We start from the raw sequence: 13,847 nt of genomic DNA, 5'->3' as shown, positions 1-13,847 counted from the left end.
GGTGCACCACGCGAACCACTTCTACGGCCACGCCCACGTGCTGGCCCGCTACGCGGGACTGAGCGACGGACATCCACCCCGGATCAACGGGTACGTCCAGCACGGCTGGAACATCGGTGACGGCCTGGCGCCCGGGCATCCGTACGCCGAGGGCACACCGAGTCTGCTGTGGTCGGAGCAGACCCGGCGGCGGGCCTGGTCGCTCGGGCGGCGCAACGTCACCGTGATCGGGGCGCCGTTCACCTACCTGCTGGCGATGCGCCCCGAACCGCAGTCGCCGCCGCAGCGGGCCGGCACCATCTGGTACCCGTTCCACGGTTGGGAGGGCCAGCACGTCGAGGGGGATCACGACAGGTTGATCGCCCAGATCCGGGACACCGAGCCCGGGCCGGTCACGGTCTGCCTCTACTGGCACGAGCATCGGATGCGCCGGGTACGCCGCCGTTACGAGAACGCCGGTTTCCGGGTCATCTGCCACGGCTATCGCGGCCACTGGTGGTCCGACACCGACCCGGATTTCCTGGACCGGCAGCTCACCGAACTGCGCCGGCATGCCCGGGTCGCCTCCAACCGACTGACCAGCGCCGTCTTCTACGGCATCGCGGCCGGTTGCGCACCGGCGGTGTACGGCAACCCGATGGTGCTGGCCGGCGAGGACCCGACCTTCGGCGGCACCGCCCGGATCCGGCGCCAGTGGCCCGAGCTGCACGGCGAGCAGGTGCACCTGCCGACCGCCGTGGAAATCGCCCGCGCCGAGTTGGGCGTCGACCACCGCTACCCGCCGGCCGCGCTGCGTGAACTGCTGGGCTGGGCGGCTACACAGGAGGAGACCACGTGACGGCCGAGACTGCGGTGACGCTGCCCGGCGGCGAGATGCTGACCTGGTCCGACCGGCGTGCCGATGCCGGCAACCGGCCGCTGGCCGCGCTGGTGGCCCGGCTGGTGCCGCCCGGCGCCGACGTGCTGCTGGCCGGGCCGGTCGATCCGGCGGTGCTCGACGCGCTGGGTCAGACCCACGTCACCGCTCTGCTGCGCGGCTACCCGGACGCGGCGGCGCTGGCCGGCCGGGTCGACCGAGTGGTGGCCGCCGGAGCAGCCGGCCTGCCGACCGACGAGGCGTACAACGTGGTGATCGCCGCCGGTGGACTGGACGCCGTCGAGTCGGTGGAGGGCCCCCCGCTGGGCTGGAACGCAGTGCTGGCCCGGTTGACGGCGGCGGTACGCCCCGGCGGCGTCCTGCTGCTGCGGCTGGACAACCCGCTCGGCGTACACCGGCTGGTGGCGGCGTCCGGCTGGTACGTGGGCCGCGACGACGCCGAGTGGACGGTCGGCGGGGTGCTGGACACCGGCCGCCCGGCGAACCTGGACCAGTTGCGGCTCCGGCTCGACGCGGCCGGGCTGCGGATGGACACCAGTTACGTCGCCTACCCCCGCCCGGAGTCGACCACCGTGCTGCTGGCCACCGACCAGGTGGCCCGGCACACCACGTCCGGGCTGTTCGAGGCGGTGCTGCACACCGCCTGCACCAGCGGTTACGCCGACCGGTTCGTGGTCGCCGACCCGGCCCGGCTGGCGGTGGACGCGCTGTACGCCGGCCGCGCAGCCGAGCTGGCCCCCGGCTGGCTGGTCATCGCCCACCGTGCGGCCAGCTCCGGCGACGACCTGAACGCCACCGACCGTGCCGCGCTGCCGCTGGCGGTGCTGGCGAACGACAGCTCCGACGGCCGGATCGTCGAGGTCGTCGACGGTCCGCAGGGCTGGCACTGGCATCGGTCGGGTTCGATCGTCCCACGGTCGGTGCGCACGCCGTACGCCAGTCGGGAGATCACCCACCTCGACCCGGCGGCGCCGGAAGGGCCGGTGCCCGACGGGCGCCTGCTGCACAGTCTGCTGCTGGACGGCTGCCTGCGCCGCGACACGGCCCTGCTGCGTCGACTGCTGCGCGGGTACGCCGACTGGCTCACCGGCCAGGCCGACGCCGACCGGCTCACCGGCGCGGTGGCGCTGGCCGGGGCGGACAACCTGGTCGTCTCCGGTGACCGTTTCGCGGTGCTGGATCCGAGCCGGCGGGCCGACGACCCGTTACCGGTCGACGTGGTGCTAGCTCGTGCCCTGTGCCGCTTCGCCACCGAGTTGCTCACCGGCGGCTACGCCCACCCGTGGACCGCCACGCTGGACGTGGCCGGTCTGACCGTGGTCCTCGGTGGCGTGGCCGGGCGGGACTTCGACCGGGCCGTGGTCGACGCCGCGCTGGACCTCGAAGCCGCCGTACGACGCGAGCGGGACACCGGCCGACGCCGTGGCCTGGACACCGGACGCCGGGGCGACCGCGACGCCGAGGGGCGCAGCGGGCCGGACGGCGACCTGCGGGCACTCACGCCCACCGACCCGCCGCCCGGTCGGCACAGCTACCAGCAACTGCGCGACGCGTGGCTGCGCCAGCGCGACGAGAACACCCGGCTGGCCGCGGCCCTGACGTGGACCGAGGAGCTGCTCACCTCGCGGGAACGCGCGCTGCGCCGGGCCGAGGCGAAGCTCGACCTGCTCAGCGGCACGGTGAGCTACAAGCTCGCCCGGTTGGCCAGCACTCCGGCCCGGATGGCCAGACGGGGGGCGCGGGCCGCGAAACGACGGGCCCGTGCAGCCATCTCCCGGAAGGACGGCAACCATGAGTGACCGGATCGTGGGCATCGTGCAGGCCCGCATGGGTTCGTCCCGACTACCGGGCAAGGTGCTGCGCCCACTGGCCGGACGCAGCGTGCTCGGCCGGGTGGTGCGGGCCGCCCAGGACAGCGGAGTGCTCGCCGACCTGGTGGTGGCGACGAGCACCGACGCCTCCGACGACGCGGTGGTCGCCGAGTGTGACCGGCTCGGGGTGGCCTGGCACCGTGGGCCCGTCGACGACGTGTTGACCCGGTTCGTCGGCGCGCTCGACGCGCATCCCGCTGACGCCGTCATGCGGTTCACGGCCGACTGCCCGCTGCTGGACCCGGAGATCGTCGCCCTGGTCGCCGGGGTGTACCGGGGCGCGCCGGGACTGGACTACGTCAGCACGTCGATCGCCCGTACGCTGCCGCGCGGGCTGGACGTCGAGATCATCCGGGCCGGGGCGTTGCGGGCCGTGGACCGGCTCGCCACCGCGCACCACCGGGTGCACGTCACCTCGTACGCGTACCGCCATCCGGAGCTTTTCCGGGTGCTCGGGGTGACGCTCACCCCGGACCGCTCCCCGCTGCGGCTCACCCTGGACACCGAGCCGGACTGGCAGCTGATGCGTGCGGTGGTCGAGCACTTCGGCGACGTCAGCGTGCCGTTGGCCAAGCTCGCCGACTGGCTCGACGGGCAGCCGGAGGTGCGGGCGCTCAACGCCGACGTCCGGCAGAAGCGGTTGGAGGAGAGCTGAACACGTTACGTGTCGGTCTGCGGTGTGACGCCGGTCCGCAGCGGGGCGTCGGGCACCTGGTCCGCTGTCTCGCCCTCGGTGAGGAGTTCCTGCGTCGGGGGGCCCGGGTCGAGGTGTTCGGCACGGTGGCCGGGGTCGGCTGGGCGGCCGACCAGCTCGCCGCCCGGGGCATCCCGCTGCACCCCGGACCGCAGACTCCCGACGAGCTGGTCGAGGCGGCGCGTCGGCGCGAGTTGGACGTGCTGGTGCTCGACTCGTACGAGCTGGATCCGGCCGGGGCGGGTGCGGTGCGCGCGGCGGGCGTGCTGACCCTGGCGATCGTCGACGGCGACACCCGGGGGCAGGACGCCGACCTGTACCTGGACCAGAATTTCGGCACCGACCTGGTCGTGCCGGCGCGACGGTTGCTGGCCGGCAGCGGGTACGCCCTGCTGCGGGGTGAGGTGCTGGCCGCCCGGCCGGCTGCGGCCCGCTCGGCGATGCCGGTGGAACCTCCGACGGTGCTCGCCTTCTTCGGGGGCACCGACGCGGCCGGTGCGGCGCCGGTGCTGACCGAGGTGCTGTTGTCGACCGGCCGGCCGATGGTGCTCACCGTCGTCGCCGGCCGACCGGACCTGGCCGCCCGGCTGGCCCGGCTCACCCCGGCACCGGGGCAGACGCTTGAGGTGGTGCCGCCGACCGGCGAGCTGCCCGCCCTGATCGCGGCGGCGGATCTGGTGGTCAGCGCGGCGGGCACGTCGACCTGGGAGTTGTGCTGCCTGGGTGCGCCGTCGGCGCTGGTCTGCGTGGTGGACAACCAACGCGACTCGTACCGTCGGGTGGTCGCCGCCGGGCTGGCCGCCGGGCTCGGTGAGCTGGCGGACCTGCTCGCCGACCCCACCGCCGCCACACACACCCTGGACGACCTGCTGACCAGCGGGGTACGCCGGGCGGCGCTGTCCGAGCGGGCCTGGTCGGCGATCGACGGGCAGGGCCGAGCCCGGGTGGTCAACGCGGTCCTCGACACGCTCCACCGACCAGCAGAACAGGTGTGCTAATCGGCCGGGCTGGGTGCACGGCTCCGATCAGGTGCTCGACGTCCTGCTGCGGGCGTGCCGTGGCGGGCCGAGCGGCAGCGTCCAGTTCCGCCCCACCGGCGTCGCCTGACGGCCGGTGAGGACAGGCACCTCGTTGACACCTCAGGTAGCGCAAGGGCCCCTTCCTGGCCTTCGCGACCACCCGCAACCGCCCGTGCTAGAAACTACGTTCAGGGTTGATCGCCCCCGTCAGCACTCCGACGCGAAGGGCCACCCATGACCCAGACCCCCACCGAGCCACGTTCCCGCTGGTCACCCTGGTCCGTGCACGGCGACGGCCGGACCGTACGCCCCGGCGACGTGGTGCACCCCGATGAACGGCTGTCCTGGCCCCGCACCCTGGGCATCGGAGTGCAGCATGTGGTCGCGATGTTCGGTGCCACCTTCACGGTGCCGCTGATCACCGGCTTCCCACCGGCCACCACGCTCTTCTTCTCCGGGCTGGGCACCCTGCTGTTCCTGCTCATCACCGGCAACCGACTGCCGTCGTACCTCGGCTCGTCGTTCGCCTTCATCGCGCCGGTGCTGGCGGCCAAGGCCGGCGGCGACATCGGCCCGGCCCTCGGTGGCATCGTCGTGGCCGGTGTGGCAGTCGCCCTGGTCGGGGTGGTGGTGCAGTTCGCCGGGGCGGGCTGGATCAACCGGCTGATGCCGCCGCTGGTCACCGGCGCCATCGTGATGCTGATCGGCCTGAACCTCGCCCCGGTGGCGTGGGACGGCGGCGGCGAGGGCGGAGTCAAGGCCCAGCCGGTGATCGCGGTCGTCACGCTCGTCGCGATCCTGCTGTTCACGGTGCTGTTCCGGGGCTTCCTGGCCCGGCTGTCCATCCTGCTCGGGGTGCTCGTCGGCTGGCTGCTCGCCGCGCTGACCGGCGGGCTGGCCCCGGCCGCTGTCACCGGGCTGCGCGAGGCCGCCTGGGTCGGGTTGCCCGAGTTCCACACCCCCAGCTTCAGCCTGCGTGCCGTGGTATTGATCATCCCGGTGGTGCTGGTGCTGATCGCGGAGAACGCCGGTCATGTGAAGGCCGTCGCCGCCACGACCGGCCGCAACCTGGACCGGGACATGGGCAAGGCGTTCATGGGTGACGGCCTGGCCACCGTGCTGGCCGGCTCCGGGGGCGGCTCCGGCACCACCACGTACGCCGAGAACATCGGCGTGATGGCTGCCACCCGGGTCTACTCGACCGCCGCGTACTGGGTGGCCGGGCTGGCTGCGGTGCTGCTCGGGCTCAGCCCGAAGGTCGGCGCGCTGATCCTGACCGTGCCGGCCGGTGTGCTCGGCGGCGCCACCACCGCCCTCTACGGGCTGATCGCCATCCTCGGTGCCCGCATCTGGCTGGACAACCGGGTCGACTTCCAGGACCCGGTGAACCTGCTCACCGCCGCCGTCGCGGTGATCATCGGCGCTGCGGACTACACCCTCACCGCCGGTGACCTCTCCTTCCACGGGATCGCCCTGGGCAGCGCCGCCGCCCTGATCACCTACCACGGCATGCGCCTGATCGCCCGCCTCCGCAACACCACCCCGACCTCCCGCCAGGGCCCCGAGCCAGAACTCTGAGCAGATCCGCTGCCACGCGCCGCTCGGCTTGCCGGCAGCATCGAGGCTGGACCGTGTGTCGAAGTCCCCGGCTGGGACCGGGGACTTCGACACATCCGGATCAGAACTGCGAGAAGAACCGCCAGACCTGCTCGATTCGCACTTCCAGGCCGGCCGGGACCCCCACCTACTGGCGATCGATCTGATGACCGATCACGGTGGGGCCGAGCATGACGGCGAAACCGGAGCCGTCGCGACGGGGATCGGCGGCCGGAAGTTCCACCGGTTCGCCATTGGCCGTCGAGCCCACCGGGCGAGGGCCGATCCAGGCGACGACCACGTCGGTCTCACCCTTGAGGAACCGCTGCGCGCGTACCCCGCCGGTCGCCCGCCCCTTCGCCGGGTACGCCGCAAACGGCGTCACCTTGACGGTGGCGCCGGTGGAGGTGACCACCATCGGCTCACCGTGCTGCGGATCGTCGGTGCGCACCGCGCCGAAGTACACCACCTGCGCCCCGTCCGGCAGGGCGACGCCGGCCATGCCGCCACCCTTGAGCCCCTGCGGGCGAACCGTGCCAGCGTGAAAACGCAACAGCGACGCCACGCTGGTCAGGAAGGCGAGGGATTCGGCACCGTCGGTCAACCAGGTCGCCCCGACCACCTCGTCGCCGTCACGCAGCCCGATCACCTCGAACTCGTCGGAGCGGACCGGCCAGTCCGGGGCACACACCTTGACCACCCCCTGGCGGGTGCCCAACGCCAGGCCGGGTGAACCCTCGGCCGTCGGACCGAGCGGCGCCAGACCGACCACCGTCTCCCCCGGCTCCAGCGGCACCAACTCGGCCGCGGACATCCCGCCACGCAGCGACACCGTGCCCGCCTGCTCCGGCAACACCGGCAACGGCAACACGTCCACCTTGAACGCCCGACCGGCGCTGGTCACCAGCAGCACCCGACCCCGGGCGGTGGAGTGCACCACCGCGCGTACCGCGTCGTGCTTGACCCGACCGTGCCGGCGCCGCCCCTCGGCGGCCTCCTCCGACTCGGCTGCGGTACGGGCCACCAGGCCGGTGGCGGACAGGATCACCTGGCACGGGTCATCGGCCACCTCCAGCGGCCCGGCCGGTGCGGAGGCGGCGAGCACCTCCTTGAGGTCACCGTCGACCAGCGTCGTGCGGCGCGGCGCGGCGAACTGCTTGACCACCGCGGCCAACTCGTCGGAGACGACCTTCTTCAGCACGTTCTCGTCGTCCAGGATGGTGGACAGCTCGGCGATCTCGACGCGCAGCTTCTCCTGCTCGGCCTCCAACTCCAGCCGGTCGTACTTCGTCAGTCGACGCAACGGAGTGTCCAGGATGTAGCTGGCCTGGATCTCGGAGAGCTTGAACTTCTGCATCAGGCCGTCCTTCGCGGCCTGGGCATCGTCGCTGGCCCGGATCAGCTTGACCACCTTGTCGATGTCGAGCAGGGCGATCAGCAGGCCATCGACCAGGTGCAGCCGCTCCTCCCGCTTGCGCTTGCGGTAGGCGCTGCGCCGGGTCACCACCTCGTAGCGGTGCGCCAGGAACACCTCCAGCAGCGCCTTCAGCCCGAGCGTGCGCGGCTGGCCGTCGACCAGCACCAGATTGTTCACGCCGAAGGACTGCTCCAACGGGGTGAGGCGGTACAGGTCGGCGAGCAACGCCTGCGGGTTGACCCCGACCTTGCACTCGATGACCAGGCGGGTGCCGTTCTCCCGGTCGGTGAGGTCCTTGACGTCGGCGATCCCGGTGAGCCGCTTGGTCTTGGTGACCTCGTTGGTGATGGCCGCGATGACCTTCTCCGCGCCCACCCCGTACGGCAACTCGACCACGGTGATCGCCTGCCGGCCCCGGCTGCCCTCCAGCGGGCCGATCTCGACCTTGCCGCGCATCCGCACCACGCCCCGGCCGGTCTCGTAGGCCCGGCGCACCTCGTCGAGGCCGAGCAGCAGCCCACCGGTGGGCAGGTCGGGACCGGGGACGAACTCCATCAGCTTGTCGAGGGTGGCGTTCGGGTGCCGGATCAGCCAGCGGGCCGCCGAGACGACCTCGCCCAGGTTGTGCGGGATCATGTTGGTGGCCATCCCGACCGCGATCCCCGAGGTGCCGTTGACCAGCAGGTTCGGGAAGGCGGCCGGCAGGACGGTGGGCTGGGTCAGCGAGCCGTCGTAGTTGGGCTCGACGTCGACGGTCTCCTCACCCAACTCGCCGACGAGCAGCATCGCCTCGCGCGACATCCGAGCCTCGGTGTAACGCGCCGCCGCCGGTCCATCGTCAGGACTTCCAAAATTTCCATGTCCGTCGATGAGTGGGACGTTGAGCGAGAAGTCCTGCGCCATCCGGACCATCGCGTCGTAGATCGCGGTGTCGCCGTGCGGGTGGTAGCGCCCCATCACGTCACCGACCACCCGGGCCGACTTGACGTGCGCCCGGTCCGGCCGGAAGCCCGACTCGTACATGGCGTAGAGGATGCGCCGGTGCACCGGCTTCAGGCCGTCGCGGGCGTCCGGCAGGGCCCGGGAGTGGATGACCGAGAAGGCGTACTCCAGGTAGGAGTCGGAGACCTCGGTGACCAGCGGGTTGTCGAAGACCCGCGCGCCGGCCCGGTCGAACGCGGAGTGGTCGACCTTCGTTTCCTTGCGGCGTGCCATGGCTCAGCTTTCCTTCCGAGAACCCGATGGTCAGGCGTCGATGGCGTCGCGGTCGACGCGGTCGGCGGAGTCGATCAGCCAGTTACGACGCGGCTCGACCTTCTCCCCCATCAGCAGTTCGAGGATCCGCTCGGCGGCGTCGACGTCCTCCAGGGTGATCCGGCGCACCGACCGGGTGGCCGGATTCATGGTGGTCTCCCACAACTCGTCGGCGTCCATCTCACCGAGACCCTTGAACCGGGGAATCGGGGTGACGATCTGCTTGCCGGCCTTCTCCAGCTTGCGGACGGTCGCCTCCATCTCCGCCTGGGTGTAGGTGAAGATGGTCTCCGGGTTACGCCCCTTCGTGGTGATCTTGTGCAGCGGCGGCATCGCGGCGTAGAGCCGCCCCGCCTCGATCAACGGCCGCATGTACCGGGCGAACAGCGTGATCAGCAGCGTCCGGATGTGCGCGCCGTCGACGTCCGCGTCGGCCATGATAAGCACCCGGCCGTACCGCATGGATGACAGGTCGAAGGTACGCCCGGAGCCCGCGCCGAGCACCTGCACGATGGCCGCGCACTCGGCATTGTCCAGCACCTGCTGAAGGTTGGCCTTCTGCACGTTGAGGATCTTGCCGCGAATCGGCAAAAGCGCCTGGTATTCCGCGGTACGGGCAACCCGGGCACTGTTGTGTACGAAGACACCCGCCTCCAGCGCGAAGTTGTGGTAACCCTCGACCGTCAGGTCGTACACGTCCGCCACCTCGTCGAGCGGCTCGACGGACACCACCTGGTGATTGACCAGGGCAGCAGCCTCACGAAGGCGGGCGTAGTCATCGTCGTACAGCTTGAGGAGCCGGTCGAAGCGCAGTCCCGTACGGGCCGACCTCAGGCGCTCAGCCTCATACGCCGCCGCGAGGTCACCGTCTTCCAAGGCGAGCATCGGCGCGAGTCGGCGTAGCGCGGCAAGCCGACGCCCGTCCTGCTGGCGACCCACCCGCTCGCCACGCGGCACGGTCGCTACGTACCGGGCACGTCCGGCCTGCACCTTCGCGAGATGGTCATTGTTCGGATCGGTCAGCCGCTGCTGCATCCGGCGCGAGTGACGCTCGCCGAACTCCGGATTGTCCGCGTGCCAGGCCAACACCGCGTTGCGCTGCCGGTTCCGTTCCGCAGGGTCCGAAAACTGCTCGATCGTTTTCTGCGATCGCCAGGCACGCAGCTCGGAGTCCTGCCACTGCCGCACGGACCGCTCCCGCCACTGCTCACGCCGGGCCGGGTCGGCGAAGTACCGCCTGACCCGCTCCGCAGCCCTCGCCCGGTGCTCCGGATTCGACCAGTAACCTGCCTGCCGCTGGCGCATCCGGTCTGCGTAGGTACGCCGTTCGTCGTCACTGAGCGCGGCGTACCAATCCTGGAATCCCTGCTCGAACTTTGCCCGGAAGGCGGGGGACTCATTGAGCGCGAAGAGCCGAGCCAGGCATGCCTCACGGAAATCAGGGTCCCGCCACTGAGCCGTCAGCATCGCCGACTTGAACTCACGGCCACCGTTCTCGAACCACTCACGCCACCCTGCGTGGACATGTTCGCCCATCATCGAGGCGTGCAACGCCGAGTGGTCGGCCCAGGTCATACGCTGAATGTTGCGCGGGTCGTTGTTGCGCTTGTCGATGTCGATGTGGTGACGCACGTTGCCGTTGGCCGCGCTGTCCCGGCCGTGCCTGAGATTCCAGGCGTCGGCGAGATAGTGGGTGTAGACCCACTCGTCCTTGTCGTTCATCCAGACCCGCTCGTATCCCTGTAGCTTCTGCCCTGCGGCCTTGCTGGACAGGCTGCGGTAGAGCGGCATGAGGGAATCGCCGGGCGTGAGGGCGTCGGCGCGCCGGTAGGAGCCGTCGCGTAGGCGGAAAAGGTGATCCGGGGTGCATCTGACCGACTCGCCGTTGTCGAGAGTCACCCGCACCAGCGGCGCGGCCCGCTTGGTCAGGCGCGGCTCGACCAGTGGCGCAACGACGACCCGACCCGCCTTGTTGGTGGTATAGCCGAAGTGGGTGACGCCCCGCTGCCAATCCTCGGCAAGATCCGCGAACGAGCGGCTGATGCCCGAGGCCAGCGCAACCATGGTGTCACCGGTAAAGCATCCGAGCGCGCTGTCCCCCTCGACGATGAACAACTCGCTGCGGTCCACGCCGGTCGCGCGGCAGTCGACCAGTTTGGCAGGCATGGCGGCGCCTTCGAGGGCGGTCTTACGGCGGGCAGCGTCCTTCTGCTGCTTCTGGGTCAGTCGCACCCGCGCGGCGTCGACGATCTTCTGGAGAACGGTCCGCGCCTCGGTCTTCGTCCTGCGGTCGTCCAGCCAGGCCTTGAGGTGCTGCTCGACCAGGCCCTGCACCACCTTGGTGACCCCGGCGGTGGAGAGTTCGTCCTTGGTCTGCGAGGTGAACTGCGGCTCGGGGACCCGCACGTGCACCACCGCGGTCATGCCCTCCAGCACGTCGTCCAGGGTGGGTGCGTCCTCCTTGGCCTTGAGCAGGCCACGGGTGTTGCGTACGGCGTCGGCGAGGGTGCGCGCCAGGGCCCGCTCGAAGCCCTTGCGGTGGGTGCCGCCGTGCGCGTTGCGGATGGTGTTGGTGAAACACTCGACGGTGCGCTCGTAGCCGGTGCCCCAGCGGAACGCCACCTCGATCTCGGCGCGCCGCTGCACGTTTGACTGCATGACGCCGTTGGCGTCGGCGGCGTTCTCCCGGTAGGTGCCCTCGCCGGTGACGAGCAGGGTGCCGGAGACCGGCCGGTCGCCGGCCGGGGCGAGGAAGTCCACCATGTCGGTGAGCCCGTTGGGGTAGTGGAACCGCTCCTCGGTCGGCTCCTGCGCGGTGTGGTCGCGCAGGGTGTAGCTGACGCCGGGCACCAGGAAGGCGGTGTGGCGCAGCTTGGCGCGTACCGCGTCGTGATCGAGGGTGGCGCCGGTCTCGAAGTAGCGGGGGTCGTACCAGTAGCGGATCGAGGTGCCGGTGCGTTGGCCCCGCTTCATCGCGCCGACCACCTGCAGGCCCGGGCCGGCGGAGAACGGCGCGTCCGGGCCGTCGCCGTCGAAGATGCCGGGTACGCCGTGCCGGAACGACATGGTGTGCACCTTGCCGCCGCGACGGACGGTGACGTCGAATCGGCGGGACAGCGCGTTGACCGCCGAGGCACCGACGCCGTGCAGACCGCCGGAGGTCTTGTAGCCGGAGCCGCCGAACTTGCCACCGGCGTGCAGCCGGGTGAGCACCAGTTCGACGCCGGAGATGCCGGAGCGGGCGTGCACGTCGGTGGGGATGCCCCGCCCGTCGTCGTCGACCTGCACCGAACCGTCGGCGTGCAGGGTGATCTCGATCTTCGTGGCGTGGCCGGCGACGCCCTCGTCGGTGGAGTTGTCGAGGATCTCGTTGACGAGGTGACCCACGCCACGGCTGTCGGTGGAGCCGATGTACATGCCGGGCCGTTTGCGAACGGCGTCCAGCCCCTCAAGATGCGTGAGGTCGTCGGCCCCGTACAGGGTGTCAGGCTCTGCGGTCAACTCCGTCGTACTCCCCGGTCTCGGCGATGTGCTGCCCCGCACCGTTGGTGGTCGGCCCAGCGTGGGACGGCCGCAGCGAGCGTAGCCGTACGCCCCGACACGTGGCGCGGACACCCGCGCGGCACGCCGCAGGAGGCCCCTGCTGGTGGTACCTGCCGCGGTCAACGCCTCGGTGCCCGGCCTTATGCCCGGGCCCTGTCAGGTGAGGGCAGGAACGTAACTCCCGCCTGACCCACGTTTCACATGCGTTTCCCATTGTTGACGCAGGTCACACCTGCGTGATTCCATCACGCACCAGAGGATCTTTCATATTTCCATGAATGGATGGAATGCCATGCCCAGACTGCGTCGTACCGCCGCCGCGATGGCTCTGGCCGTCGCCGCAGCGACCCTCTCCATCGCCGTCACCGGCGCCGCCCCTGCGGCCGCGGCGCCACCGACCGCTGCGGTCGCACTCGGCGACAGTTTCATCAGCGGCGAAGGCGCCGGGGCGTACCAGCCGGTGGTCGACTCGACCGGGGTCGCGCGCAGCTTCCCGGGCTGGACCGCGCCGAACAACAACGCCTTCTTCTGTCACCGGTCCGGCAATGCCTCGCTGCACAAGGCGTCGCTGCCCGGCATCCAGGACCGGTTCAACCTGGCCTGCTCCGGCGGCCAGCCGCGCGACATCGCCGCCGCCTCGTCGGCGCGCACCGGCGGCCGGCAGGTGGCCGCCCAACTCGACCAGCTCCGCGCGGTCGCCCAGACCCACGACATCGACCTGGTACTGATCGGTCTCGGCTCCAACAACAGCTCGTTCACCTTCGGCGGGGTCGCCGAGAAGTGCGCCAACCGGTTCATCGCCGACGCCTGGACCGGCTGGTGGGAGTTCTGGGCATACCTCAACGGCCCGGTGGAGCAGAAGCCCTGCACGGACGCCGACCTGGCCACCGCCGCCCAGATCAGCGCCGCGACCGCCGAGACCACCGCGGCGGTACGCCAGATCCTGACCACGTTGCGCGAGGTGGACGCCGACGGTCAGCACCGGGTGGTGTTGCAGGACTACACGAACCCGCTGCCGCTGGACCTGGCGTCGTCCTACCACTCGGAGGACAGCCGGGACGACACCCGGGACAAGTTCCGGGCCCTCGGTGCCGAGCGGTACGCCGCCGGCTGCCCGATCCACCGGGCCAGCCTCGCCCCCGGCCACCGCTTCTCCCAGGGTCTCGGCACCATCGTGCGCTCCACCCGGGACACCCTGGCCGCCGAGTTCCCCAGCACCGACCTGGTCTATCTGAACGTCCAGCGGGCCTTCGACGGCGCCCGGCTCTGCGAGAACTCCAACAGCCCGACCGGCACGCTGGCGACCCCGATCCGGCTGATGGACAACCCGCCCAACGGCACCTTCGTCACCAGCCTCTCCGGCAAGGACAAGATCGCCATCCAGCGGATCGCGAACACCTGCGCGACCTACTTCCAGACCTGCCAGGAATCGTGGCACCCGAACGCCGCCGGGCATCAGGTGCTCGGCCAGTGCCTGTCCGGCGCCGCCACCACCGCAGCCCGCTCGGTGGCCTGCGTACGCGCGTCCAACGGCACGATCAGCCTCTCCTGACCGCCCGGGCCGGCCCGCATCCCG

At 71.0% G+C, this 13,847-nt stretch carries 8 protein-coding genes; 6 read left to right on the top strand and 2 right to left on the bottom strand.

Annotated features, from left to right (window positions below):
• Nucleotide 1 precedes the first annotated feature (1 nt).
• The 5 genes from AB0M35_RS12695 (at nt 2) to AB0M35_RS12675 (ending at nt 6,039) form a co-directional block, all read left to right on the top strand.
• Complete coding sequence (locus AB0M35_RS12695) at nt 2-838, top strand: hypothetical protein (RefSeq protein WP_363744660.1); 837 nt, start codon at nt 2-4, stop codon at nt 836-838.
• A gap of 35 nt (nt 839-873) precedes the next feature.
• Nucleotides 874-2,676: a class I SAM-dependent methyltransferase gene (locus tag AB0M35_RS12690; protein WP_363745203.1), complete on the top strand. Its 1,803-nt coding sequence runs from the start codon at nt 874-876 to the stop codon at nt 2,674-2,676.
• Nucleotides 2,669-3,403: a glycosyltransferase family protein gene (locus AB0M35_RS12685; RefSeq protein ID WP_363744658.1), complete on the top strand. Its 735-nt coding sequence runs from the start codon at nt 2,669-2,671 to the stop codon at nt 3,401-3,403. Before AB0M35_RS12690 ends, AB0M35_RS12685 begins: the two co-directional genes overlap by 8 nt.
• The gene (locus tag AB0M35_RS12680) at nt 3,400-4,440 is read left to right on the top strand and encodes a spore coat protein (protein WP_363745201.1); all 1,041 of its coding nucleotides are present in this window, start codon (nt 3,400-3,402) and stop codon (nt 4,438-4,440) included. The genes AB0M35_RS12685 and AB0M35_RS12680 overlap by 4 nt, the downstream gene beginning before the upstream one ends.
• 255 nt (nt 4,441-4,695) lie before the next feature.
• A complete protein-coding gene (locus AB0M35_RS12675) occupies nt 4,696-6,039 on the top strand; it encodes a solute carrier family 23 protein (RefSeq protein WP_363744656.1) in 1,344 nt (447 codons plus the stop codon).
• A gap of 166 nt (nt 6,040-6,205) precedes the next feature.
• Here the strand turns inward: AB0M35_RS12675 and AB0M35_RS12670 are convergent, their stop codons facing one another.
• Together AB0M35_RS12670 and AB0M35_RS12665 are read right to left on the bottom strand one after the other, a co-directional pair.
• Entirely contained in the window at nt 6,206-8,689 is a 2,484-nt protein-coding gene (locus tag AB0M35_RS12670; protein WP_363744654.1) for a DNA topoisomerase IV subunit A, read from the bottom strand.
• Nucleotides 8,690-8,719: 30 nt separating this feature from the next.
• Nucleotides 8,720-12,229: an ATP-binding protein gene (locus AB0M35_RS12665; protein WP_363744652.1), complete on the bottom strand. Its 3,510-nt coding sequence runs from the start codon at nt 12,227-12,229 to the stop codon at nt 8,720-8,722.
• Nucleotides 12,230-12,563: 334 nt separating this feature from the next.
• On the opposite strand from AB0M35_RS12665, the gene AB0M35_RS12660 reads away from it, so the two are divergent.
• Nucleotides 12,564-13,823: a hypothetical protein gene (locus AB0M35_RS12660; RefSeq protein WP_363744650.1), complete on the top strand. Its 1,260-nt coding sequence runs from the start codon at nt 12,564-12,566 to the stop codon at nt 13,821-13,823.
• Nucleotides 13,824-13,847 lie beyond the last annotated feature (24 nt).

It is taken from the genome of Micromonospora sp. NPDC051196, assembly GCF_040682415.1.
Classification (GTDB): Bacteria; Actinomycetota; Actinomycetes; order Mycobacteriales; family Micromonosporaceae; genus Micromonospora.
Note: the sequence above shows the minus strand (reverse complement) of the source record. Positions and strands in the feature narration are given on the sequence as shown.